Raw genomic sequence first — 24,751 nt, 5'->3', positions numbered from 1 at the left:
TGCTTCCCGTGGCTGGCCCCTTCAAACGCGGTTTGGGTTTCGGGCTTTTGTGCGCCGCCTGTTATCCTACCTGCGAAAGGTGCATGGGGCGGTCCCTGCGGACCCGGTTTGGGTTGCAGAATCGGCCCAAAACCATGTAACCATCGGCGGGATAATGCGTATTAATAAACGGTTATGTTGGGTGTCTCGGCGCGTAGCAGGGCAGGGTCGAGATTGAGCGCCAAACCCGACGAGGAACTGATAGCCGAAGTCCTCGGCGGGGATAGCGGCGCCTTCACGGAGCTCGCAGGGCGGCATCGGCCGCGAGTGGAGCGTTTATGCCGGCGGTTTTTTTCGGACGAGGAGATGGCGCGGGATATCGCGCAGGAAAGTTTCATCCGAGCTTACACCGCGCTGGCGACGTATCGGGCCGAGATGCCGTTTGGCGGATGGCTGCGCGCGATCGTGGTGAATCTTTGTTACGACGAGTTGCGCCGGCGGCGGCGGCGTCCCGAGGAACTGGTCGGAGACTTCAGCGCGCCGGAAGTGCAATGGATGCAGACGGCGAACGTCGCGTCGCCGGAGGATATCGTCGGTGAGGCCGAAGAGCGGCGCGAAGCTTACGATTTGGCGCATCGCCTGCTCGACACGCTCAAGCCCGAGGACCGGATGGTGATGGTGCTCAAGGAAAGTGAAGATCTGAGCGTCAGCGAAATTGCCGAGACGCTTGGATGGAGTGAGGCAAAGGTAAAAATTCGCGCGTTCCGCGCCCGGCAGGCGCTGCGCAAGCAGGCGGAGCGGATGCTGGCGGCGGGACGCAACAGGTTACAATCATGAATTGTTTTGAAGCACGACAGGAATTTTCCGCGCTATGGCGCAAGACCGCGACGGCCGAGCGGCGGGCCGAGTTGCTGGCGCATCTGAAGGAATGCGAGAAGTGCGATCATGCGTTTCGCGTCTTCGCGCTGACGGCGCCGGTGCTGCATGGCAAGACAGAACCGGATGCGGCTCGCGTATCGCGGCCGGCGCGGCGCGAGTTCTCGCTGGCGGACAGGCCGCGGCGATTCGCGTCGGTATCGCGCGAGGTTGCGCTGTCGCGGCAGCCGAATCGATGGCTGGCGATGTCGGCGGCGGCGGCGATCTTTGTATTCGCGACGAGCGCGGCGTATCTTTCGACGCGGGCGCCGAATGAATCTTTGGGCGAGGCGCTATCGGTGCCCGAGACGAGTATGAATTCCGAAACCGCAGGCGATCCATTGGCGCCCGAGATGCCGATGACAGAGAGCGACCTTGCCAGCTAAGTCGAATTTCCTGCTCGGCTTGCTGGTGGGGGTTTCGTGCCTTCTGATCGGTTTCGCACTCAGCACGCTGGCGTATCGGTATCGTTACTTGCGGGTGCCGGGAGGCGGGTTGATCGAGCGGATGAATCACGAACTCAACCTGACACCGGCGCAACGCGATCGCGTCGGCGACATCCTGCGCGATACGCGGTTCAAAGTGACGCAGGCGCGGCAGGATTTTGAGCATCGGCGCCATGAGCTGTTCTGGGATGGACTCGGCCAGGTTCGTGGCGTGCTGACGCCCGAGCAGCAGAAGATATTCGATCGCGACTTCACGCAATCGTGGGCGCATCGCGGCCACGGCGGCGGCGACGGTGGCGATCACATGCCGCCCGAAGAGGGCGCGCCTCCGGAGCCCCCGCCGGTCCCGCAGAATTAAGCGCGGGCGCATTTAGCCCTTCATAGAGACCCGATCGGCCAGCGATCTGAGGTCTCGTCAAAGCGGCCGTTTCAACATAGACGAAGAGGTGTTTCTGTTTCAGCGCGGGCGGAGCATCATGGTTGACGCACTCGCGATATAATGACATTCATAGTGTCAATATATCGACGAACGACAACTCTGATTCCGAGCGAGGCATCCTTTGAAGATCTTGAGAACTCCCGACGCGCGATTCGCCAATCTTCCCGACTTTGCATTCACCGCGCATTATTGCGAAGTCACGGACCCCGACGGGACCGCGCTGCGAATCCACTATCTCGACGAAGGTCCGCCCACCGCCAGTCCCGTGCTGCTCATGCATGGCGAGCCGTCGTGGTCGTTCCTCTATCGGCGGATAATCAAGAGTCTCGCCGCGCGCGGCCATCGCGTGGTCGCGCCGGACTTGCCGGGATTCGGCCGTTCGGACAAGCCGGCCGATCAATCCGATTACACCTTCGAACGGCACGTGCGATGGATGAGCGATTGGCTGGCGGCCACGCGCCTGTCAGAGATTACGCTCTTCTGCCAGGACTGGGGCGGCCTGATCGGGCTTCGGCTGGTGGCCGCGTTTCCAGGAAGATTCGCGCGCGTGGTGGTCGCCAATACCGGGCTGCCGACCGGCGAGGGATTCAGCGAAGGGTTCAAGAGTTGGCTCGAGTTCAGCCAGAGCGCACCCGTCCTGCCGATCGGACAGATTGTGGGCATGGGATGCCGCCGCGCCCTGAGCGAAGCCGAACAGGCCGCCTACGACGCGCCTTTCCCGGACGAATCGTTCAAGGCCGGTGCGCGCCGCTTTCCGGCGCTGGTCCCGATTACGCCGCAGCACGGCTCGGTCGCCGAGAACCAGGCGGCGTGGAAAGTTCTGGAGCGGTTCACCAAGCCGTTTCTGACCGCGTTCAGCGATTCGGATCCGATTACAAAGGGAGGCGAGTTCGTCTTCCAGCAGCGGGTTCCGGGGGCCAAGGGGCAAAAGCATGTGACTATCGCTGAAGCAGGCCACTTTTTGCAGGAGGATAAGCCCGACGAGATCGCCGACTTGATCCACGAGTTTATCGCATCGACGAAATGAACTTCGGCCGTACGCGCGCGCCTGTCAAAGCGCGCCCATCTGCTTGAGAGCTTTTTCAGCTTCCGACGCGACGGTGGGATTTCTCGCGCTGTCGGCGAGCGCAATTCTGAGATACTTGAGCGCTTCGTCACGCTGGCCGGTCTGCGCGAGTAATTCCCCGATTCTGAGCGCGGCGAAAGTGTTCCTGGGTTCGAGCGCGTACCCCTTGCGATAATAGATCAGCGCGTCGTCGGTCTTGGGCGGGGAGAACGACATGTACGCTTCGCCGATATTCAGATAGGCGCTGACCTGATTGGGCTGATACTTGATGAGCTTTTGATAAACCTTGACGACGTTGGCGAAGTCGGAGCGCGAGTTGTAGTAGACCCCGAGATAAACGTAGGCGTCGTCGAGCGTGGGATCGATTTCGGTGGCCTGCCAGAGCAGCTTTACGGCGGCGTCGCTGTCGGTCATTTTGATTGCGGCATCGACCAGCCCGCGGGCCTTGGCCGCGTTGGCCTCCTGCGCGCGCGCCGGGAAAGAAAAGGACGCGAGCGCAAGCATCAGTGCGGCGACCAGAGTCAGTGGTTTTAGCGCGGTTCGATCTCGCATGGCTTCAGGTATGAACTGGCAGCTAAATGGTGGCATGAAAGGCGAGCGCTGCAAAGGTATCATGTTTGCGCGGATGGCGGCGGCTTCGAGATGAGAAAAGAAATTCCGGTGGAGCGATGAAGGCGCATCGTTTCGTAGCCAACGGGCTCGCGCTGAATTGCCTTGATTACGGCGGCGAGGGCAAGCCGCCGATCCTGTTTCTGCATGGCGGTTCCGCCCACGCGCATTGGTGGGACTTTGTCGCGCCGGCCTTCGTCGGCGATTTTCACGTGCTGGCACTCGATCAACGCGGGCATGGCGAAAGCGATTGGGCCGATGAATGGGCGTATGGCTCGCGTCATTACGTGTCGGATTTGGACCAGGTGATCGACCAGTGGGGATTCGGCGCGCCGATCCTGGTCGGTCACTCGATGGGCGCGCATAACGTGCTCGCATACGCGGTCGAGCATGGCGAAAGATTGCGCGCGATGGTGGCGATCGATCCTCCGCCCGACTACCCGGAGCGGGCGCTCGAATTCCTGCAGTCGATCGCGGAAAAGCCGGCGCGCCGATTCGAATCGCTCGACGAGGCGGCTGGGCATTTCAGGGTCCTGCCGCGCGAGACGCTGGCGAAGAAGGAAATCCTCGAGCACGTCGCGCGCCGCAGCTTCAAGCAGCACGCCGACGGCGGATGGACCCACAAGCTCGATCGGCGCACGATGATCCGCGAACCGTCGCGGGTGTGGAACTCGTTGCATCGCATTGAATGCCCCGCGTTGATCGTGAAGATCACAAAGAGTCCGTTGCTGGATCGCGAGCTCGCAAAAAAAATGGCCGGGCAGCTTGCGAACGGGCGGCTGGTGGAGGTCGATGATTCGTATCATCACGTCATGCTCGACAATCCCGAGGCGCTAATCGAAGTAGTCCGTCATTTTGTGGACGGCTTGAAATGACGGCCCCGCGCAGCCATCTGCTCGAAGGCTCTCCGCGGCTCCATTACCTGGAGTGGAATCCGCACGCGCCGCGTACTGTCATCCTGCTGCACGGCAACACTGCCAATGCGTGGTGGTGGGAACCGCTGGCGCGCGTGATTGCGGCGGAGTACCGGCTGCTCGCGCTTGACCAGCGCGGCCACGGCGACAGCCAATGGGCACGGCCGGCGGCGTACTCGCCGATCGATTACGCAAACGACCTCGCGAGGTTTGTCGCGCACGCGACGGCGAATGCGGAAAAGCCCGTGGTCGTCGGTCACAGCATGGGCGGGATGAACGTGCTGGCGTTCGCGCGGGCTCATCCGGAGAGCGCGCGCGGCGCGATCGCTATCGACATCCCGGTCACCTCGACTCGCGGGCGCGATCGATATCTCCAGCGGCTGAAGTCACTGCCGGTGGTGACCTATCCCGATCTCGCAACCGCCAGGGCGCGCTTTCGGCTGATACCCAAGGAGGGCGCAGTCACCGCCGATGTCCTTCATGAGATCGCCGAAAAGAGCCTGGCGCGCACCGATGAAGGGCGATGGACGCTCAAGTTCGATCGCGAATGTTTTTTCGGCGGGGACGGGATGGTGGTGCTCGATGTCATCAGGGAAATCACGATTCCCATGATGCTGGTGCGTGCCGGACACAGTCGCATCATGACCGCCGAGGGCGCCGAGCATGCGCGCGCGGCGAATCCGAAGGTGCGGGTGGTGACGATCGCCGACGCGCATCATCATGTGATCCTCGAGAGGCCCGAGGCGGTCGCGCGCGTAATCGAGCAGTTCGCCGCCAGCCTCTAACGCTTTCACTCCTTGACTGCGTAACGCCGCCCAATCCACTCAGTCGGAATTACTCGGCGACTACGGACCCGTCAGCCTATGGCACCGGCAATTCGGCGTTCGGCTCGGCGCACGCATCCGGCTCCGCAAGGTTCACATGAGATACCGCATCGCCCGGTTGGTCATCGCGATCACGGCAGCGGCACGATCGCGTTGTTGCAGATGCCGGGGCATGTGCCGTCGGGATTCTCGCAGGTGGTTGGGCACTTGATTGCCGGCGTAGGTGTCGGACTCGGGCCACCGGCTGGCGGAGGCGGCAGAATCGTGACTGTCGTGGGGCTGCCCTCAGGTCCGGGTGTAGGCGACGATATCGGCGTCACGTCGGGGTCGGGTGTCGGGAGCTGGAACTTTTGCAGCTGATAAATGTCGGCGGGAGCGCAGAAGGAAAAATTGTTGCTCGGGCTCGAATTTGGCAACTGATTCTGCACGAGAGTATTCGTTATCTGCACGAAATCGCCCGATACCGTATCTTGTTTCGACAGGACCACCGAGGTGCCGAGGTTGGCGTTGGCGACAGTGCCGGTCACGCTGCCGTGACCGACGCAGGTGATCGTTTGGTCGTCGGGAAAATTCGCCGTCACGGTGCTGCACGCTCCCGGCGCGGATGGTGGCGCCGGCGCCGTAACGTCTGACAGCACCACGACGGTGTGGCCCTGATACGGATCGGTGGCACCCTGATAGAGATCGATCGTCGTCGCGAACAAATCGAAGGCGGGAACGACAGCCGAGGTCGGGACATTCAGCGTAAAGCCGACCGTGCCGGGGTTCGAGCTCGTGACGGTAATCGGCATTGGGAGCGCGCTTTCAAGATTTCTGGTTCCGGTGTCCTCGGCAAATACCTGGACCGAAGTGGTCTGCCCCGGATATGGCGGTTCTATCTGGATGCTACCGCTGATGTATCCCGTGTTCAGCGCGAGGTCGCACGCGCCGAAAGTAGTGCTGCCGATAGGAGCGCAAGTGCCGCCTTTCTTGCCGCCGCTAGGGATTGCCTGGACGAATAAAGGATCGTAGCCCGGCGCGGTGATCTCCATGGCATAGGCGCCCTTGTTAGGTAAAGATTTCGATTGCACCGGAACGTTTTTGAACTCGGCGGGAATGGTGGGCGTTCCCGGCAGCGGGAAGTAGCCTGTGTTGCCGGTAGTCGCAGTCGCGACTGCGACGCATTGGCCGGCGGTCGTTGGGTTGAAGCAGTTAGCCGTCAGGTTGTTATCGGGCGGAATCAGCAACTGCAGCGTCGCACCGGCAATGCGCTTTGTGGCGACGCAATTGTCGCTGATCGTCCCCGTGATATTGCCAAGCGTCTGGCTCCCGATGAGGCTATTTGACCCGCTGAAATCAGCAACTATCGATGTGCCCTGGTATAGCGGCAGTAGCCGCTCCGCGGCGTAAGTATCTGCTCCGCCATTCACCGCGAGGTCATAGAGCGTTCCGAAAGTGAAGGCTGCCGGAAGTGTCAGCGTATACCGCCCGTTTTTGACCGGAGTGCTCGCGATAGGGGTATTGGTTCCGATCGTTTCGGCTGTCACCGCCAACTTGCTGACCTTTCCCGACGGCGACTTCCCCGAACCCATACCTGGGTTGATATTTACCGACCCTGTAACCGTGCCCAGCATGGGATTTGGAAGTGTCGCAAGCGAGACGGTTACTGTGTAAGCACCGCCGGGTACCGTAGGGGCCTGATTGATTACCATCGACGCCTGAAGGAACAACGGCGTCAGTTGCCCACTTACCGCCTCGATCAGCCCGCCGGGACCGGTGTTCGTCACGGTGATGACGTTGGTGCCGGCAGCCAAATGGATGGGGTAATTGACGCATCCGTCGTTGGCGCTGGCGAGCGGCGGCGCCAGCGGACAGTCGGGGACCAAGGTGCCGGGATTGGTCGGATCGAGGAGGAGCTCGGCAACTCTGTAGGTGCCGGGCTTCACGCCAGCGGTGTTGAAGAGCTGGGGTAGGTTCTGCCAAGCGTTGAGATCGATCTGCAGGTACGCGCTCGGCCCAGTGGCTCCGATCCCCGAAGGCGCCGGGATGTCTTGCCATCCGGCATTGCCGGGGGCCGCGCCCACACGGGCATTGATGCGAACCGACTTAACATTGAGGATAACATTCTGAAAGTTCGGCGGCGGGACGCCCACAAATCCTGCCTCGACCTGCGCCGATTTGCCGGCCCGAGCCAACCCGACACCGGCCAGCAGCACGCAAATCACCGTGATGAAGGGTACTGTCAGGCCGCGAGCAGTGCGATACACAAAGGAATCTTTCACACGGAATCCATCTAAGAGAGGATTAACAGGGTTGATCTCGCGTGCATGACGAATTTTCCAGCGTATTCCAGGTTCATGGTTTTCATGGCTGCAATTGTATGAGGGATTTGAGAAGAGCGATCAAAACGATCTCTGCAAATCTTAGCCGCAATTCCCATTTTGAGTCGCGCTTACGGCTAGCACCAACACCAGCTGTTTACAAACGCGAACTTTGAGGCCGGTTTTAAGTCCAAAGGGCTTTCCAGCGCGCCGCAACGGACCAGTTCTGCCGCGGGCGGTCACACGACGCCCGAGAATGCGGTCCAATCCACTCAGTCGGAATTCGCCGTTTCAACGACCCATCTGAACCATGTTCCCCATCGTGAAAAACGCCTCGTCAACCGCGCCGCTGTTGATGTACCAGCATTCGCTATCGCCGTCGGTTCGCGGCGAGAAGACCGTGGTTGAAAAGCCGCTGGTGAGGTCTTCATCGACCATCGCAGTCTGGAACATTCGCTTGAATGGCCAAATCGCGACACGAGCACCGGGGCTGGACCGGTCGCGGTAAGCATTGAAGGTCGCGATCGTTTTCCACAACTCCCCGTTGGGGTTGAACAGGTCGGCGGCCGTGATAAACCAGCCCTCCGAATCGATGTAGAGAATGCGCTTGGGAATTTCCACTTGTCCGCCCAACGACGTGCGCGGCTTGATGGTGGCCTCGATTACGTACAGATGCCGCATCTCCCAGTTCTCGGGACAAATTGAGCGACCGCCATCATTCGCGCACGGTACGGCGGGAATGTTCTGCGCCTCCACGCTCGCGAGCATGTTTTTCTCGCCGAGCAGGCGGTAATTGTAATCATCCGGTTTCGCCGCAAAGCCAAACATACTGTCGGGGTCCAGCGTCGAGGCATCAGTGGGCACTGCCAACGAATCCGCGAGTTCCGTCGCCGGCAGACGCCTCAGCCTTCGGGTGGTGGGGCTATATACCCACGCGCCATCTTCCACACCGGGCAGAACCGACCCCTGTCTGATTAGACCGGCGCCGCGCAATTCCGGCGGATCGAGAATCGGAAAGACTCCTGCCCTATAGGCGAGCCCGGTTTCATAGAGATCGTTATCGCGTGGTACCGGCGCGACCTCGATGCGCCCGACGTTTTTATAGAAACCGAGATGGCCCACGACGAAATCCTCGATCGCATCCGCCGAGTCCGGCCGGTGGCTCGATATTTCGACGTTGCGAACGTCGAGATCGTCGGTGTAAAGCGGGCGGAATTCAAAGTCCCAAATGATCTTGTTGGCGGCCTGGGGGTCATTGGGATCGATCAGAGGGAAAGGAAGGCCGGCGCGGTAGTTCCCGATCTCACCGCTGGGAGATAACGACACCTGCGATGAGTATTTCTCGGTCGCTGCCGTGTACGGCGGCGGCCATTCGAGGTTGCCGGTTGGCACGATTTTCATCACCATGCCCTGCTGGACCAGGTACCAGTTTCCCGGACTGACCAAATCGACAACTTTCCATGCGTCGCGTGCCGTGATGATGTCTCCGGGTTTGACTACGGCATTCGCTACTCCCGCCTCGACGCTGCAGAGCGCGAACGCCAGCATCAATGCCGTTGCGATTCGATGGTGCGACATTGTCACGCTCCTAATCTGACTTGCGTTTCGCGTTTGCCCGGCTTGCCTTTCGCGCTTGCCTGACCTGCGTTTCGCGCGTTCGTGTGTGGAGCGCGGGGGATGTGACCAGCGGCGCCAGCATCAGGCCCGCGGCGTCGTTCAGGACTTCCTCGAAATCCAGGTCCGGGCGCACCACCCACAGCAGCGTCAGGCCCTCGAACAGCGCAACGCCGGTGATTGCAAGCTTGCGCGGATCAACGGGACGCAACTCGCGCTTGTCGATTCCGTCCGCGATCAGCATGGCGAAGGCGTCGACGCACGCGTCGAAGTAGCCGCGCACCAGCCGGCGTATCGAGCGACTGCGCGCCGCCATCGCGTACGCCTCCAGCTCCACACCCGCGAGCTGGCGGGCGTTGCGAATCTGTTCGGTGGCGCGTCGCGCGACCGTCATGATGCGCTCGACGACGGGGCGCTGTGATTCGATCTGCTCCGCGATGTCGTGCAGCAAGCGCTCGAATATGCGCGACAGCGACGCGTCGATAATTTCGTCCTTGCTCCTGAAGTACCAATAGATTGCGCCTTTGCTGAGCTGCGACTCCGCGACGATCTGTTCCATCCGCGACTGCGCAAACCCATTGCGCGCGAATACCTTCTCGGCCGCATCGAGGATCTGGCTGCGGCGCTCTTTGCTGACCTCGGGTCGCGACATCTGGTTGCGCAGCCTCCTTCAGGCCCGAACCGGTTCCAGCCGCATCTTCAAACCGTAGCGCGGGCGCAGCGTGATCAGGGGTTGCAGCGCGACGCGATGCCCCGGGACCATGCGCAGGCGATACTTCTGCGCCACGGCGGCCAGGATCAAATTCGCCTCGGTAAGTGCAAAGACGTTTCCGATGCACTGGCGCGGGCCGCCCCCGAACGGGAAGTATGCGTAGTGCGGACGATTGGCGGATCGCTCGGGAGAAAAGCGTTCGGGATCGAAGCGCTCGGGATTCTCCCAAAAATCGGGATGGCGATGCGTCAGCCATTGGCTCAGCATCACGCTGCAGCCCGCGCGGACGTTGAAGCCGAGGATTTCATCGTCAGCCACCGGCGAGCGCCCGATCGACCATGCCGGCGGATAGAGCCGCATCGACTCGTCGATCACCATCGAGGTGTAGCGCAGGCTGGGCAAGTCGGCGACCGTCGGCAAGCGCCCGTTCAGCACGTCGGCGAGCTCGGCGTGCAGCTTGCGCTCGACCTCGGGATTTTGCGAAAGCAGATACCAGGTCCACGCGAGCGCATTGGCAGTCGTCTCGTGGCCGGCGAGGATCAAAGTGAGCGCCTCGTCGCGAACCTGCTGGTCGCTCATCGCCTCGCCCGTGTCCTCGTCGCGCGCGGCGAGCAACAGCGAAAGCAGGTCGCCACGATCCTGGCCGCTGCGCCGATGCTCGGCGATGATGCCGTCGACGATTGCGTCGAGCGAGCGGGTGGCGCGGCGGAACTCGCGATTACGCGGGGTCGGCAGCCAGGGAACCAGCGTTCCCAGATCGAACTGGCCGAGCCGTTCGTTGGCCACCGTGACGTCGCGGCCGATTTCATGCGCCAGCTCGCCCGCGATTTCCACCTTGAACAGAACCCGCGCGACGATCTCGAGCGTGAGCTGCATCATCTCATTGCATACGTCGAGCGCGCCGCCTTCGACGGCGGGCGAACTCCACCGATCGAGCATCTTGAGGGTGCTATCCACCATCGTGGCGCCGAATCCCGCGATGCGCTGGCGGTGAAACATCGGCGCCATCAGCCGGCGCTGGCGCAGCCACAGCGGGCCCTCGCTGGTGAGCAATCCTTCGCCGAGCACGCGCTTGAGGATCTGGTAATCGACGGACTTGACGTAGTTGCGATGGTTCTCCTGCAGCACATGCTTGACGCCATCGGGGTGCACGACCAGGAACACTTGCATCTTTCCGATCCGGTAACGGACCACGTCGCCGTAGCGCTTCCAGTCGGCTGTTATGTGCTCCAGTGGATTGCGCATTATCCTGAGCGCCGATAACGGACCGCGCGGCCCGGGTGCGGCTGGCGCGAGCGTGGAAGCCTGGGGCAAGTTCGATGTGTCCATGGGCTAAACCGACCAGTCAGTCTGGAATAAGATTAATATACGCAGCGGGCATCGATCAAGCAAGCGCCGGCGATGGATTCCCTTAGATGACCGTCTCTTCCGCGAGCGCCGCCGATTTGCCGCGATGCCTGGCGTAGATGCCGGCCGCCCATTTTAACGCCGGATGCTCCGCGAGATGCGCGCGCGCCTGCGCCATCGGCGCCGGGATTGCGGCGGGAAGCTTGTAGGGAAACTCTTTCGGCATCACCAGCGGCGACAGCAATGCGGCCGCGGTCAGATCGGCCACCGTGAAACTGTCGCCGACCAGGTAGCCGGAAGGCGCAACCTCGCGCGCGATTCGATCCATCGCGGCGATGGTCTTCTCCCGCGCCGCTTCCGCCTCGGCCGGATAGACCTTCATTTTGCTTCTCATCACGGGCCGCACCAGCGGGAAGATCGCGCGCATGAACAGGCGCTTGCCGAGGCCGGCCTGGCTCGTGAACAGCGCTGTGACCGTGGACGAGTAGGGCAGCAACATAAAATATCCCCATTGGCGGATATACGGGCCCAGTTCCTCGTCGAAATAATTTTCCAGCTCGAGCGCGCGTTCGCGCGCCTCGCGGTCGGCGGGATAGAGCGGCGGGTCGGGATAAGCTTTTTCGATCGCTTCGATGATGCGGGTCGAGTCGAAGATGATCGCGCCACCGAGCTCGAGCACGGGCACCGCGGTCTGCCCGGTCATCCTTTTGACTCTGGCGATATGCGGCCCCGGAATGAGCGAGCGCCGGATGTGCGGGACCTGCTTGTAATCGAGTGCCCAGCGCGCCTTCTCGGCGTAGTGGGAAATCGCGAACTGCCAGAGCACGGGCGCCTGCGCCGCCATGTCCTTTCTGTTGACCGGCATTTCCTTTTTACTTTCCAACTTCAACTCGCCCTATAGACCCGACGGCCTCCATAGGCAAGCTTTCAGCTTAGAGCTGAAACCGCGGCTGTGCTACGCTCCGGGCCATCGACGCAGCCGCGCGGACGGATGCGGCTTGACGATGACTTCGGTGAAGGGCTACGAATCGCGTGTTTGCAAAGTCGAAATCGGGACAACGCCCGGGATCGCGCTGTAGCCACAAAATTCACGGAGGAACATGAACACCGGACGCACCAACGACACTTATATTTTGTGGGGCGCGCCTCCCTCGCTCTATACCGGTAAGGCAAGGTCCTATCTGATCAAGAAGCGCATTCCGTACCGCGAGTTCTTCCCGTCGCACCCGGTCTACCAGGCGAAGATCCTCCCCGCCTTGGGGTTCTTCGTCGTTCCAGTGTTAGAAGCTCCCGACGGCTCCATCATTCAAGACACCTCCGACATCATCGAACATCTGGAGCAGAAGTTTCCCGAGCCGCGCCTCAACCCGCCGACTCCCGTACAACGGACCGTCGCCTCGCTGATAGGAGCGTTTGGCTCCGAAGCGCTGCTCAAGGCGGCGATGCACTACCGTTGGTCCTACTTGAAGGATCAAGAGAAATTTCTGCGCGCTGAGTTCGGCCGTGGCGCATCCGCGAGCCGCGACTCCGCGGATCGCGACGCCGTCGCCGCGCCCTTCATGCTGGCGATGCAGGCGCACCTGCCGCGCCTCGGCATCACGATGGAGACCATTCCCGCCATCGAGCGCTCGTATGAGGAATTGCTCGACATCCTCGACGCGCACTTCATGCTCTATCCCTACATTCTCGGCGGCTTGCCCAGCGACGCTGACTTCGGATTGATGGCCCCCTTGTTCGCGCATCTGGGGCGTGACCCCTATCCGTCCACCCTGATGAAAGGTCGCGCACCCAACGTCTTTCGATGGACCGAACGAATGAACTTGGATGGCTTCTTCGACGGCGAGTTCGCTGACATGGATGCATCCTATCCGCGCGATGACAGCATTCCGGAAACCTTGGAGCCCCTTCTCACCCACATCTTCAAGGACTGGGGACCCGAGTTGCTTGCCAATGCCGACGAATACAATTCGTGGGTAAAGGGAAATCCGTCGCTGAAACCCGGCGATCTGGTTTCCGCGGGGGCCGATCGGCGCCTGCACCCCGCCTTGGGAGAAATCAGCTACGCGCTTGGGCGTCAAAACATCCGAAGCGCAGCGGCTCCGCAAACGCTTTGGCATTTCGACAAGGCATTACGCCGGGCACGCGCATTGTTCGGTGCTGCTCGAGCGCAATTCGGCGCGCTTGTCCAACGTACCGGTGGTGGCACTGTGATGGCTATCACGCTCGCTCGCCCGCTCAAGCGCGAGAATTATGTGCTGGTAGTCGGGTGATCTCCCCATGGCAGACGCAAGCCGGATAGCGAGCGACGAGGAAATTCGCGAAGGCGCGAGGATGATCCTGGCGGCACGGTATGCGATCGCGCTCACCGGCGCGGGGATGTCCGTCGAAAGTGGAATACCGCCGTTTCGCGGGCCGGGCGGGCTGTGGACCAAGTACGGAGAGCCGCCGATGAACGGCTTTCAGCGCTTCATGGCCGATCCGAAAAAGGCGTGGGAAGACCGGCTCAGCAAGCGCAACGATGAACTCTTCAAGCCGCTTACGGTTGCCAGGCCCAATCCGGGCCATCTCGCGCTGGTGGAGATGGAAGCATTGGGAGTGCTGCGCTTCGTGATCACGCAGAACATCGATGACCTGCACCGGCAAGCCGGGCAGAAGGCGCTGGCGGAAATCCATGGTAACTGGACTTTGATTCGATGCCTCGATTGCGCGCGGCGGTTTGATCGCGACGCGATCAGCCTGGAGAAGCTGCCGCCGGCCTGTCCGCGATGCGGAGGATTGTTGAAATCGGACACGGTTTCGTTTGGCGAGCCGATTCCGATCGACGTGCTGAACATGTGCGCGGAGCATTCGGCGAAGGCGGACCTGGTGATCGTGGCGGGGACCTCGGCGACGGTTTATCCCGCGGCGGGATTTGCGCTGGAAGTGAAGCAGCGCGGCGGAATACTAATCGAAGTGAACCTCTACGAATCGGAGATCACGCATTATTGCGACGTGAGTTTGCGCGGCGGATCGGCGGAGGTGCTGCCGCGGCTGGTGAAAGCGGTCGACGAGATTCGAAGAGAGACCATGTCGTAGAATTTCCGGCTTGGATGTAGTCGTCGGAGGGTTTCCTGGACGGCGGATCCGGGGAACCTGCGCGCTGGTGAAGGAGGAGCATCTCGTCGGTGCCGTCGAGCGAGGTCGGGTTGCTGGTGATCACGATGTCGAAGCGGTTCTGCCTGGACGCGGGAAGCGCGTTGAACAGAGTGCGCCAGGCGATCAGGTACTCGGGCATCTGCGGATTTCTTTGCGCGACGATCGGAATTGTGCGGCGGCTGTAAAAAGCGACGTCGTAGTTGAGCGCGCCCAGGTAGCCGACCGGGCTATCGCCCACGATTTTCATCGCATGATCGGTGAAGTCTCTCAGCGAGAGCGTGTTGGCGATGGCCGGTATGACGACAACATTGACCGCAACGGTGGTGAAAACCATCGTGGCCGCAATCGCGAGCACCATTCGTTCGATACGCGGACGGGTGAAGATCATAAAGACGCCGAGGGCGACGACCCCCAGCGGCATCGCGAGGTCCAGCACCCAATCCTCGGCAATCGCCGAGGTCAAGATGCGCGGAAAGGCGGGTGCGCGAATTCCCGCCGCTTGCAGCAAGCCGGCGAACTCCTGTGGCCTTGCGACGAGTATCCCCAGCGCAATCAAGCCGGCGCCGCCGAGCGTCAGCATCGCGAGACCGGACAATCGCGCGATCCAGCGGACACAGGCGCGCGCCGGTTCGGGACGCGCCACTGCCTGGCGGACATAGATCGCGACCAGGGTGGCAAAAGCGGGATACATGCAGAGCAGGTACACGCCGCGCTTGCTCTGCGGCAGGTTGTAGAAGATCAGCGCCGCGGCGAACCATACAATGATGTATTTGAGGCGCGGGTCGAGTGCGCGCGGCGCGCGCACGGCCTGGACGCCGACGATCGGCAGCAGAATCGTCCACGGGATAAATCCGGCGAGGAGAGCGAGCTCCATATAGTAGAAGGGATGGATGTGGCCCTCGTGGAAATCGGCGCCGCCGGCGAAGCGGAGCAGGTTTTCGGCGAGGATCTGCTTGCGGAAAAAATCCGGGCCGCCTTCGATCAGCGCCGCCAGGTACCATCCTCCGGCAAGCACCAGCACCACGATCGCGCCGCGCACGAGGCCCATTGCGCGCAACAGGTCCCATCGCTTCTCGGCGGCGATCCAAATCACGGCGACCAGCCCCGGTAGAATCAACCCGATGGGGCCCTTGGTCAAAACGGCGAGCGCGATTGCCACGTAGAGCAGCATCCGCCGGCGCGTCAGGCCCTCGGCCATGAGAATGAATTCGAAGAACGCGACCTCCATGAAGAAGGTCAGCGTCATGTCAACGCGGGCGCCGGTCCCGGCTTGCAGGTACTGAAAGGTGGTGGCGAGGATGAGCGCGGCGATCAGTGCGGTCACGTTGTCGAACAGGCGGCGCACATAGAAGTAGCAAAGGATCACGCCGGCGATCGCGAGCCCGGCTGACGGCAGCCGCACGGCGAATTCGTTTACGCCGCCGGCGACCAGAGAGACCAGCGCGGCCATCCAGTGCATCAGCAGCGGCTTGGAGGGAATTTCGACGCCTGCGCGCTGTGGAAGAATCACGCCGCCGCCATGGACGATGTCGAAGACGGTGACGGCCTCGCGCGGTTCGCCCTTGGTGTAGAGCGGATAGCCGCCGAGATTTACGAGATAGAGCGCGACTCCGAAAATCAGCAGTATCGGCCATGCGTAGCGCGGCTCGGCTATATGCCGGAGCCAATTCGGCGCGTCATCGGGAGCGGCGGGTTCGCGCGGCGCTTCATACGCGGGGATGGAAGCAGGCCCGGAGTCGGCGCGGGAAATCTCTTCAGGTACTTTCAATCTAACTCGAGCGAGGGACCGGGCCCGGAAAAACTGAAACTAGTATTCGGTCTTGACGCGAGCGCGGCCGATGTCATCGTAAACGTAAACGTCGGCGGGATTTTCGTCGCGCGTTTTCTTGTGCGAGCCGTCGCAAAAGGGCTTGTTCTTCGAGAGTCCGCACGCGCAGATATAGACTGGCAACTCGGTGCCTTCCGCAACCTCGTAGGGCGAGTTCTTTTCGTGTCTGACAATTCGGGCCATGAAGAATTCCTCGCGTTGAATTTCTGTTTTCTGTTCACGCGCAAGTTCGAGCAGCGCCGTCTATGGGTCACTTAAGACCAGCAGAGTCGCAGAGTCAAATGGGCAGGGGCCGACGGGCGCGGAGGAAGGGGAAATCACTCTATTGAATGCGGAACCCACCATGGGTTCCGCACCTCCTTGGGCAGGGGTGACCCCTGCACCCGGTATTAAGAAGACGCGAAAATATGCGCAGCGCATCTTTTCGCGACTACGCGATGGAAGAGCGGGCGCGGACCCTGTCGCGGGATGCGGCCGTCGGCCTGCTAGAAGGTTGAGGGGGGAGATTTGCCGAAGCGGGAATCAGGTCATGGGTTCGTGGATTGCCTCCACCGCTTCGGAAGCAGGTTGCTTGCGATGCGGGTCGGCGCCCAGCACGAGAGCCAGCACGCCGCTGACCGAGATGAGAATACCGATAGCCTCGCGGGTAGTTGCGTGCTCGCCGAGAAACATCACGGCGAACAGGATCGAAAGTATCGGGATTCCGGGCACGACCAGCGCCGTCACCCACGCCAACGAGAGCCGGTTGATGGCGCCGAACCAGGTGAGCGCGCTCAGAAAATAGATGAAAAGCCCGGTCACGGCGATCACGCCGAGCGAAGTCGGGTCGGCAAGTTGCACGAGGGAGCCGCGGCGGAATATCAACAGCATAACGGTCAGAATAATCGCGGCATAGAAAAATCGGCCGCCGGTGACGGAAATCGGCGTCAACGGGGGCATCAGCTTCAGACCGAGCACGTGCGAGGTCTGCCAAAACAGGGGAGTCGTGAAGACGAGCGCCGCGGCCCATAGCGGTGAAAATGAACCGCCGGCGAACACCGAACCGATGCCAACGAGGATGGTGACGGTCGCGAGCATCTGGCGCGCGGACGGCCGCTCGCCGACGAAGATCGTCGATAGAATCAACGAATAGACCGGCTCGGTTTGCAGCAGCAGCACACCGGCGATCGCGTCGATGCGGGTCAGTCCGTAGGTGAGGGTGAGGCTCGTCATCACGGTTCCCGCCATCGACATCATGAACAACCGCGCGCGATAGCGCGGATCCACGATCATTCTCAACTCGCCGCTGAAATAGAGAACCGGGATTGTGCAAATCGAGGCGAACACGACCGCGCTGGTGCAGAAGAGCAGGGGATCGAGATGCACCGCACCCCATCGCGTGATCACGGGCTGGCCGGCGCCGATGATCGTGTTGATGATGCACAGCGTCACGCCGACCTGAAAGGCTCGGGCGCGGATCGCCGTGGCGGTTTCGTTGCCGGCCGGGGGCACGGACGCAGCCGAGATGTCGGTTGGCATCGACTACAACCGCGCCACGGCGACGGCGATGACAATCACGGCCAGCACGATTCGATAAACCGCGAAGGGCTTGTAGGTGTGGGCTCGCAAGAATCTCAGCAGGCCGGCGATTGCGATCAAACCGAACACGGTCGCGGCCGCAAAACCCCATCCGAGCTGAACGGCGAGGCCGGTATGCAAAAGCTTGGGCGCCTCGAGCATGCCGGCGCCGGCGATAATTGGCGTCGCCATCAGGAACGAAAAATTGGCGGCGTCGGCGCGGTCGATGCCGAGGATGCGGGCCGTCGTAATCGTGGCGCCTGAGCGCGAGACGCCGGGAATGATCGCGAACGCCTGGCTTAGCCCGATGAGGATGGCGTCGAGGAAAGTGAGGTCATCTATGGTGCGTTTTCTCGAGCCATACCAATCGGCAACCCATAAAAGAAGCCCAAGAGTAGCCATCGTGGCTCCGATCAGCATCGGCGATCGGAAGATCGTCTCGGCTTGTTTCTCGAGCAGGACGCCGATGACGGCGCCGGGAACTGAGGCGACTATCAATAGATACAGCAGGCGGCGCGGCAGGCGGTTGCCGACGGCCAGCGATAATCCCATATCGAGCCATTCGCGCCAGTAATAGACCAACAGCGCCAGGAGCGTCCCAAGATGAAGGGCTACATCGAAGGCAAGCCCGGGATCCTGCCATCGGAGCAGCCAGGGGATGAGTATAAGGTGCGCCGAACTGGAGACCGGTAGGAACTCGGTCAAGCCCTGAACCGCGCCGAGAACGATAGCCTGAAATGCAGAAAACATAATATTTTCAGGCCCTTAGCAAAGAATCGGGCTTTTCGCACATAACTGTGCCGATCGGGACCGACGACCACGAAACGCGCGGAGGGGTGAATACATGTGGAATTTGCTCCTTGACCGGCTCAACACATGGTCTAGAATCATTAGGGCAGGAAGCGGCCGGATGATGGTAAGGGTAGCAGGAGGCGCTGCTGTTTATGAATCGAGTTGCTAGAGGCAAAGTGATTCCCCTGCGGGAAGTTAGTGTGGTCGAGTCGGACCGAGCACTCGACCAGTCTGCCGTTTGGGATAGCATCAACCAGGGCGAACCGCATCCATTTCCGGTCGTTTCAACGTTGCCGCGCCTGCCGGTGATGATCCCGGACGAGATCCTGGACTACTACGGATGGGTCTTTTGCCAAGGCGGGTTTCTTAATCTCCAAATGACCTTCGAGCAATTCCTGGCTGTGGTAGCGGCGGTAAGTCCGGCCGGCCTGAGCCCGGAATACGATGCGAGCGAGGCGTCCTTCCCTAACGACTGACCCCCCGCGATAGCGCGAGAGCATTGTTTCGATGCCTGCCCGGGCGCGCCTGGGCGGGCATTGATTTTTGTGGCGGTCGATTTTCATGACTCGGTCTTTCGGTTTTTCGGGCCCGGCGTGGACGCCTGCCGGGTTCAGTTGCCGGTTGGGGCTTCCTTTTTGGGTTCGCTCAGCAGCGCGTTCCTGATCCAGACGCTGGGCAGATTGGCAGCGTCGGTGGGGGATTTGAGCCCGTTATCCTGCGCGATTTGCCGCCAGTTGTCCTCGTTGCCGGTCGCCCGGCGGGCCAGCGCCTTCAAGTCCTCGTTTGGCAGCATGGCGTAGTTGACGCCGCCCTCTTTGGGCGTGCCGCCGGAGGGAGGGAATTTCGCGGCCAGCTCGTCGATTTTGCCGAACAGGTTCAGGCGCGCGCTGGCCTTGTACCTGTGGAGGTCCTCGTCGGAGATGTCCTCGGCGCGGACGTTGACGATTATTCGGGAGCTGCGATCACCCTGCGGCACGACTTCAATCTCGTAGCGATACTCCGGATGCACGCCGACGAGACTGCCGAGGATGCCCGGCCCCGAGTCGCCATCCTTCCACAGCGTGATGAGTTTGTCGTCAGGCTTGACCTCGAACAGAACCCCCTCACCGCGCAGCACATCCTGGGTCAGAAGGAACGAATCGTTTGCGCTGTACGGGACATCGTGCTTCTCGCCCTCGGCCGCATTGGTGCCGCCGCCTGCGGCGCGGTTGGCGTAATATGGAGCGAAATAACATCCCGCGAAAAGCACTATCGAGGAGACGATCGCAATTTTTCGAAATTGCCCAAACACAGTCCGCGCCACACTCATCACCACCGGTAAGGAAACCATGAGAGGTTCATGCGCGCAAGCTGAACCATGGGCGCTCAGCGCCCGCGCAATTGCAACCGGTTGAGGTTGCACGGCAGGCGCGCAGACGGTAATTAAATACCCTTATGAATGTCGCAGGAGGCAATTAAGGGTCCTTATGGCTGATTCAGCAAGTAGTTCATCGCGCCACGTGATGGCGGTAATCGGGGGCGCGACGGCGGGTTCGGAAATCGCGCGAATCCTGGCGGGATACGGCGCGCTGGTAATCGTGATCGAGCAGAATCCGCGGCCCTACGGAAAAATCGAAGACGGGTTGCCGCGATGGCACGTCAAGCAGCGCCACGATGAGTACGAGGAGATCAACAAACGCCTCGACCATCCCAATATCGAATACGTGCCGCTGACGGGGATGGGACGCGATATCGATTTCGAGGAACTGCGGACCCGTTGGGGAGTCAGTGGAATCGTGCTGACCAACGGCGCATGGAAGGATCGCCCGCTTCCGATCGACGGCGTGGATCAGTACATCGATCGCGGGTTGGTCTACCAGAACAAGCTGATCTATTGGTGGAATCACTATCCGGAAAAGTCCTACGACGGCCCGCGCTACGAGCTGACCCCGGGAGCGCTCGTCGTCGGCGGCGGACTCGCGTCGATCGACGTGGTCAAAGTCCTGCAAATCGAGTACGCGCTCGCGGGTCTCAAGGCGCGCGGTATCCAGGGCGATATGCTCGAGCTCGAGCGCGAAGGGATCGAGCCGGTGCTGGCCGCGAAGGGGCTGAAGTACGCCGACCTCGGCATCGCGCCGTGCCGGTTGTATTATCGCCGGCGCGTAATCGACATGCCGCTGTCGGATATTCCCGCCGGCACGCCGGACAAGCGCGCGGACGCGCTGCGGCAGGCGCGCGTGAAGATCGTTGACAAGGCGCAGCGCAAATTCTTGTTCGAGTTCCACGAACTGCGCGCGCCGGGCAAAGTGATCGCAGAGAACGGCGCGATGGTCGGGTTGAACTTCAACCGCACCGAAGTCACGGGCAGTCAAGTGAAAACGGTCGAGGAGGGGGTGGAGGACGCGCGTGCGCAGCTGACGATCAGTTCGATCGGAAGCATCCCGCAACCGATCCCCGGAATTCCGCAGAAGGGCGAGACTTATATCTACGCCGATCAGAAGATCGGCCTGCTGATGGAAGGCTCGACCGCCGTGTTCGCGGCCGGAAACGTGCTGACCGGCAAGGGCAACATCAAGGACTCGCTCGAGAGCGGAACCGAGATTGGAATGCGCGTGGCCGAGGCGTACCTGGGATTGTCGGGCGAGGAATTGAAGATCGCAGAGGGCGCGCGCAAAGAGGCGGCGGCCTCGGCCGAGAAGATCGCGGGCGCGATGAGCGTGCGGCCGAAGCTAGCGCCGGAAGCCGTCGCGGGCCTTCTGCGCCGTGTGCGCGAACGCCAGCGTGCGATCGGCTACGAGGCCAGTTTCCGCGCGTGGCTCGCCAAGGTGACGCCGCCCGATATGCCGTAGCAGGCTGTCAAAATATTTTCGCGCGCAATACTGGCGGACAACTCCATCCCGGGTTGTTCCGCCAGTTTTGCGTCGGTGCGCCCGCGCTTATAGGATCATTCGATGACGGCAACGGAGGTGCGGTGTGGACGAACTCAAGCGAACTGACCCGGAGATTTATCAGCTCATCAGGGATGAAGAGCGCTACGAGATCGATTCGGTCCGGCTGATCGCGTCGGAAAACTACGTTTCGAAGGCGGTGCTCGATGCGACCGGCTCGATTCTCACCAACAAATATTCCGAAGGCTACCCGGGACGCCGCTACTACGAGGGCCAACGCAACATCGATCAGATCGAAACGCTGGCGATAGAGCGCGCCAAGGCGTTGTTCAAAGTCGATCACGCAAACGTTCAGCCGTACTCGGGGTCGCCCGCAAATCTCGCGGTATATTTCGCGCTGCTCAAGCCGGGCGATACGATCATGGGCTTGTCGCTCCCGCACGGCGGCCATCTGACGCACGGATGGCCGGTCAGCATCACCGGCACGTTCTGGCGTTCGGCGCAGTACGTCGTGGATCGCGAGAGTCAGGTCGTGGATTTCGACAAGATCCGCGCGATGGCGCGCAAGGAGCGGCCCAAGATAATCGTGACCGGCGGCACGGCGTACCCGCGGCTGTGGGACTTCAAGAGTTTCAGCGAGGTCGCCAGGGAGGTCGGCGCGCTGCTGCTCGCCGACATTTCACATGTCGCGGGACTGATCGTTGGCGGCGTGCATCCGGATCCCGCGCCGTACGCCGACGTAATTACGACCACCACGCACAAGACGCTGCGCGGCCCGCGCGGCGCGATGATCATGTGCCGCAAGGAATACGCCGAAGCGATCGACAAGGCGGTTTTCCCCGGGCTGCAGGGCGGTCCGCATAATCATACCACCGCGGCGATCGCCGTTGCGTTGAAGGAAGCATCGACGCCGGAGTTCAAGGCGTACGCAAAAAAAGTGGTGAGCAACGCAGGCATGCTCGCCGGTGAATTGCTTGCGCGCGGATTCAGTCTGGTCTCGGGTGGCACTGACAATCATCTGATCCTGGTCGACTTGACCGGCAAGAAAGTAATTGGCAAGAAGGGCGCCAAGGCGCTCGACGCGGCCGGAATCGTCTGCAACTACAACACCGTCCCGTACGATCCGCGCAAACCGTTCAGCCCAAGCGGGCTTCGGCTCGGCACGCCGGCGGTAACCTCGCGCGGGATGGGCGATACGGAGATGCGGCAGATCGGAAAATTTATCGACGAGGCGATCGCGCACGCAAGCGACGAAGCGGCGCTGAAACGCATCGCGGCCGAAGTCACGGAGATGTGCCGCAGGTTCCCCGCGCCGGGAATCACACTCAGCTAGCAGCGCGCGGGCCTGAGCAATGCGTGAAACCCTGCGCGGGCTTCACCCTTCCGCGGCAGGGCTGAGCCCTGCACCGCAGTGAGAAGACGCGAAAATCTGCGCAGCACATCTTTTCGCGACTATGCAATGGAAGAGCCCGCGCGCGACAACGGAGCGCGGCGTTAATACTGGGTGCAGGGGTCACCCCTGCCGCGACAACGGAGCGCGGCCTTGATACCGGGTGCGGGCCTCAGCCCGCCATGGTCAGGCCGCCGCTCACGCTGAGCACCTGCCCGGTGACGAAATCCGAATCGGCAGAGGCGAAGAATGCGACCGCGCCCGCCAAATCCGCCGGTTGCCCGAGCCGGCGAAACGGGATGCCACGCGCCATCGATTCGAGAACCTTCTCCCGTCCCGCCATCGCGTTCTTGAGCAGCGCGGTGTCGGTTGGTCCCGGGCAAACGACGTTGACGTTGATGTGATTTGCCGCGAGTTCGCGCGCGAGTGTTTTGGAGAAACCGATGATGGCGGCCTTGCATCCCGCATATACCGCTTCGCCAGTGGAGCCGACGCGGGCCGCGTCGGAAGAGATCGAGACGATTTTGCCCGCACCGCGGGATTGCATTCGCGGCGCCACGGCTTTGCAGCAATTGAGCACGCCGCGAAAGTTGATCGCGATCACTTTGTCCCAAACGTCGGGGGCGGACTCGACGAACGGCCCCACCACGTCCCATCCGGCGTTGTTCACCATGATGTCGATTGGTCCCAGTTCGCTTTCGACGCGATCGGCGGCTGCGATTGCTTCGTCGAGCTTGGTGACGTCAAGCGCAACCGCGATCGCGACTCCGCCGCCCCGGCGGATTGCCGCCGCGGCCTGCTCGGCGGAATCGAACTGGATATCCGCCAGCGCCACCTTTGCGCCTTCGTCGGCGAGCCGGATCGCGATTGCCCGCCCGATTCCATTGGCGGCGCCGGTTACGATCGCGACTTTGCCTGTGAGGCGGTCCACGATTCTAATTTAACTGGAGATCCAGCCGCCGTCGATGATGGAGGCGGCGCCGGGTTGACGCGATGCGAATTGCCGGACGGAGTCGCAGCCGACCGGCCGCGACTCCGTCCAAGTGGTTGGGAGGTGCCTATCTATTCCCTACTCGGCAGGTGTTGATTCGCTGCCGCTCTGCGCCCACAGGGCTTTCATCTCGGCGTGAATCGAGTCGAGCTTGGCCTTGGTCGCGGAGATTTGCGTGAGCTGAGCCGGGGTCAGCACGTTGCGGATCGCGATAGCGTCCTGAATCTGCTCACTCATCATCTGACTCTTTAGCTGAGTGATTGTCGAAACCGAGCCGGCCAAGTCGCTGGCGGCTACCGGGCCGGTCGACGTGAACTTGGCCGCGATTGCCTCCTTGGCTGCCTTGAGCTGCTCATGTTCAGATTTGCGCGAAGCGCGCCGGGCCTGAAAGATGGCATGGATCTGCGTCTTCTGCGCGTCAGTCAGATTGGCGGTTCTCAGCAGCAACGGAAGCGGGACGCCGAGCACGCTCATGCCACCATGCATGCCGTGATGCCCCATGTGGCCGCCAAAACCGGTTGATTTAGATGAAGCGACATGAGCAACCGCAACGACCAGGATGAGTGCCATAATTACGGGAACGATACCGCGAGATAACTTTGAGACCATAAAAACTCCTTGAATCCGTGTAGCGGCCACCTTTGGCGGCGGCGATCGCTCTTATTCTAAATGTACGTTAAGCAAAAAAACCGGTTACGCGCCCAGAGGACTGGTTACGCGCTTTGCGTGCCATTGGCGACCAAATTCGGCCGGGATGTCGATTCGTACGTGAAATCGCGCATCAATGAAAATCGTGCGACGGCGGGATCGCGCCGGGAAGCTTAATCTCCTCAAAGCGCCGCGCGCGAATCGCGGTCACGCCGTCAACCGTTTGCAGCACGCCCTCGGCCAGGAGAATTCCGGCACTGCGCAGCAGCAGGCGGTTTTTCTGGAACAGGTCGGGCGTGACGATCAGGTTGGCAATTCCGGTTTCGTCCTCGAGCGTGATGAACAGGAAGCCCTTGGCCGTGCCGGGGCGTTGGCGCA

General features: G+C 61.5%; 25 protein-coding genes. 11 read left to right on the top strand and 14 right to left on the bottom strand.

Going from position 1 to position 24,751, the window contains the following annotated elements:
* Positions 1-213 precede the first annotated feature (213 nt).
* From ABSB13_RS10110 to ABSB13_RS10095, 4 genes are all read left to right on the top strand, one after another.
* Entirely contained in the window at positions 214-816 is a 603-nt protein-coding gene (locus ABSB13_RS10110; protein WP_428107852.1) for an RNA polymerase sigma factor, read from the top strand.
* A complete protein-coding gene (locus ABSB13_RS10105) occupies positions 813-1,280 on the top strand; it encodes a hypothetical protein (RefSeq protein WP_428107851.1) in 468 nt (155 codons plus the stop codon). Before ABSB13_RS10110 ends, ABSB13_RS10105 begins: the two co-directional genes overlap by 4 nt.
* Positions 1,270-1,698 carry a hypothetical protein gene (locus ABSB13_RS10100; protein ID WP_428107849.1) on the top strand — a complete coding sequence of 143 codons (429 nt, stop codon included), beginning with the start codon at positions 1,270-1,272 and terminating at the stop codon, positions 1,696-1,698. Before ABSB13_RS10105 ends, ABSB13_RS10100 begins: the two co-directional genes overlap by 11 nt.
* Positions 1,699-1,900: 202 nt before the next feature.
* Positions 1,901-2,806, top strand: a complete 906-nt coding sequence (locus ABSB13_RS10095) for a haloalkane dehalogenase (protein WP_428107848.1) — start codon at positions 1,901-1,903, stop codon at positions 2,804-2,806.
* 24 nt (positions 2,807-2,830) lie between these two features.
* Here the strand turns inward: ABSB13_RS10095 and ABSB13_RS10090 are convergent, their stop codons facing one another.
* Positions 2,831-3,397 carry a tetratricopeptide repeat protein gene (locus ABSB13_RS10090; RefSeq protein ID WP_428107847.1) on the bottom strand — a complete coding sequence of 189 codons (567 nt, stop codon included), beginning with the start codon at positions 3,395-3,397 and terminating at the stop codon, positions 2,831-2,833.
* Positions 3,398-3,513: 116 nt separating this feature from the next.
* Here ABSB13_RS10090 and ABSB13_RS10085 point away from each other — a divergent pair, with 116 nt between their 5' ends.
* Both ABSB13_RS10085 and ABSB13_RS10080 read left to right on the top strand, forming a co-directional pair.
* Positions 3,514-4,329 (top strand): alpha/beta fold hydrolase, encoded by an 816-nt coding sequence (locus ABSB13_RS10085; RefSeq protein WP_428107846.1) that lies wholly within the window; start codon positions 3,514-3,516, stop codon positions 4,327-4,329.
* Complete coding sequence (locus ABSB13_RS10080; RefSeq protein ID WP_428107844.1) at positions 4,326-5,153, top strand: alpha/beta fold hydrolase; 828 nt, start codon at positions 4,326-4,328, stop codon at positions 5,151-5,153. Before ABSB13_RS10085 ends, ABSB13_RS10080 begins: the two co-directional genes overlap by 4 nt.
* A gap of 170 nt (positions 5,154-5,323) precedes the next feature.
* Here ABSB13_RS10080 and ABSB13_RS10075 read toward each other — a convergent pair whose 3' ends face one another.
* From ABSB13_RS10075 to ABSB13_RS10055, 5 genes are all read right to left on the bottom strand, one after another.
* Positions 5,324-7,453, bottom strand: coding sequence for a hypothetical protein (locus ABSB13_RS10075; protein ID WP_428107843.1), 2,130 nt, complete (start codon positions 7,451-7,453; stop codon positions 5,324-5,326).
* 330 nt (positions 7,454-7,783) lie between these two features.
* Positions 7,784-9,070 carry a DUF1329 domain-containing protein gene (locus ABSB13_RS10070; RefSeq protein ID WP_428107842.1) on the bottom strand — a complete coding sequence of 429 codons (1,287 nt, stop codon included), beginning with the start codon at positions 9,068-9,070 and terminating at the stop codon, positions 7,784-7,786.
* 10 nt (positions 9,071-9,080) lie between these two features.
* A complete protein-coding gene (locus ABSB13_RS10065) occupies positions 9,081-9,758 on the bottom strand; it encodes a TetR/AcrR family transcriptional regulator (RefSeq protein WP_428107841.1) in 678 nt (225 codons plus the stop codon).
* Between the two features lie 18 nt (positions 9,759-9,776).
* Positions 9,777-11,147: a cytochrome P450 gene (locus tag ABSB13_RS10060; RefSeq protein WP_428107840.1), complete on the bottom strand. Its 1,371-nt coding sequence runs from the start codon at positions 11,145-11,147 to the stop codon at positions 9,777-9,779.
* A gap of 82 nt (positions 11,148-11,229) precedes the next feature.
* Complete coding sequence (locus tag ABSB13_RS10055) at positions 11,230-12,030, bottom strand: glutathione S-transferase family protein (RefSeq protein ID WP_428107838.1); 801 nt, start codon at positions 12,028-12,030, stop codon at positions 11,230-11,232.
* A 268-nt stretch (positions 12,031-12,298) separates the two neighbouring features.
* Between ABSB13_RS10055 and ABSB13_RS10050 the strand changes: the two genes are divergently transcribed.
* A complete protein-coding gene (locus tag ABSB13_RS10050; protein ID WP_428107837.1) occupies positions 12,299-13,435 on the top strand; it encodes a glutathione S-transferase family protein in 1,137 nt (378 codons plus the stop codon).
* 7 nt (positions 13,436-13,442) lie between these two features.
* Positions 13,443-14,240 carry a Sir2 family NAD-dependent protein deacetylase gene (locus ABSB13_RS10045; RefSeq protein ID WP_428107836.1) on the top strand — a complete coding sequence of 266 codons (798 nt, stop codon included), beginning with the start codon at positions 13,443-13,445 and terminating at the stop codon, positions 14,238-14,240.
* Here ABSB13_RS10045 and ABSB13_RS10040 read toward each other — a convergent pair.
* From ABSB13_RS10040 to uppP, 4 genes are all read right to left on the bottom strand, one after another.
* Positions 14,140-16,068 (bottom strand): ArnT family glycosyltransferase, encoded by a 1,929-nt coding sequence (locus ABSB13_RS10040; RefSeq protein ID WP_428107835.1) that lies wholly within the window; start codon positions 16,066-16,068, stop codon positions 14,140-14,142. The genes ABSB13_RS10045 and ABSB13_RS10040 overlap by 101 nt on opposite strands.
* A 39-nt stretch (positions 16,069-16,107) precedes the next feature.
* The gene (locus ABSB13_RS10035; RefSeq protein WP_428107833.1) at positions 16,108-16,311 is read right to left on the bottom strand and encodes a CDGSH iron-sulfur domain-containing protein; all 204 of its coding nucleotides are present in this window, start codon (positions 16,309-16,311) and stop codon (positions 16,108-16,110) included.
* 339 nt (positions 16,312-16,650) lie between these two features.
* Positions 16,651-17,646 (bottom strand): DMT family transporter, encoded by a 996-nt coding sequence (locus tag ABSB13_RS10030; RefSeq protein ID WP_428107832.1) that lies wholly within the window; start codon positions 17,644-17,646, stop codon positions 16,651-16,653.
* 3 nt (positions 17,647-17,649) lie between these two features.
* The gene (gene uppP / locus ABSB13_RS10025) at positions 17,650-18,435 is read right to left on the bottom strand and encodes an undecaprenyl-diphosphatase UppP (protein ID WP_428107831.1); all 786 of its coding nucleotides are present in this window, start codon (positions 18,433-18,435) and stop codon (positions 17,650-17,652) included.
* A 194-nt stretch (positions 18,436-18,629) separates the two neighbouring features.
* Between uppP and ABSB13_RS10020 the strand changes: the two genes are divergently transcribed.
* Complete coding sequence (locus ABSB13_RS10020) at positions 18,630-18,953, top strand: sulfurtransferase TusA family protein (RefSeq protein WP_428107829.1); 324 nt, start codon at positions 18,630-18,632, stop codon at positions 18,951-18,953.
* Between the two features lie 134 nt (positions 18,954-19,087).
* Here the strand turns inward: ABSB13_RS10020 and ABSB13_RS10015 are convergent, their stop codons facing one another.
* Complete coding sequence (locus tag ABSB13_RS10015) at positions 19,088-19,807, bottom strand: hypothetical protein (RefSeq protein ID WP_428107828.1); 720 nt, start codon at positions 19,805-19,807, stop codon at positions 19,088-19,090.
* 136 nt (positions 19,808-19,943) lie between these two features.
* Between ABSB13_RS10015 and ABSB13_RS10010 the strand changes: the two genes are divergently transcribed.
* Positions 19,944-21,305, top strand: a complete 1,362-nt coding sequence (locus ABSB13_RS10010) for a ferredoxin--NADP reductase domain-containing protein (RefSeq protein WP_428107826.1) — start codon at positions 19,944-19,946, stop codon at positions 21,303-21,305.
* 124 nt (positions 21,306-21,429) lie between these two features.
* Positions 21,430-22,677 carry a serine hydroxymethyltransferase gene (gene glyA / locus ABSB13_RS10005; RefSeq protein WP_428107825.1) on the top strand — a complete coding sequence of 416 codons (1,248 nt, stop codon included), beginning with the start codon at positions 21,430-21,432 and terminating at the stop codon, positions 22,675-22,677.
* Positions 22,678-22,906: 229 nt separating this feature from the next.
* Here the strand turns inward: glyA and ABSB13_RS10000 are convergent, their stop codons facing one another.
* The 3 genes from ABSB13_RS10000 to ABSB13_RS09990 all read right to left on the bottom strand — a co-directional run.
* Entirely contained in the window at positions 22,907-23,665 is a 759-nt protein-coding gene (locus tag ABSB13_RS10000; RefSeq protein WP_428107823.1) for an SDR family NAD(P)-dependent oxidoreductase, read from the bottom strand.
* 138 nt (positions 23,666-23,803) lie between these two features.
* Positions 23,804-24,364 (bottom strand): periplasmic heavy metal sensor, encoded by a 561-nt coding sequence (locus ABSB13_RS09995; protein WP_428107822.1) that lies wholly within the window; start codon positions 24,362-24,364, stop codon positions 23,804-23,806.
* 142 nt (positions 24,365-24,506) lie between these two features.
* Positions 24,507-24,751 (bottom strand): hypothetical protein (locus tag ABSB13_RS09990; RefSeq protein ID WP_428107820.1); only part of this gene is annotated, 245 nt, incomplete at its 5' end.

This window comes from Binatus sp. (SeqCode) (genome assembly GCF_050013435.1).
GTDB lineage: Bacteria > Desulfobacterota > Binatia > Binatales > Binataceae > Binatus.
Note: the sequence above shows the minus strand (reverse complement) of the source record. Positions and strands in the feature narration are given on the sequence as shown.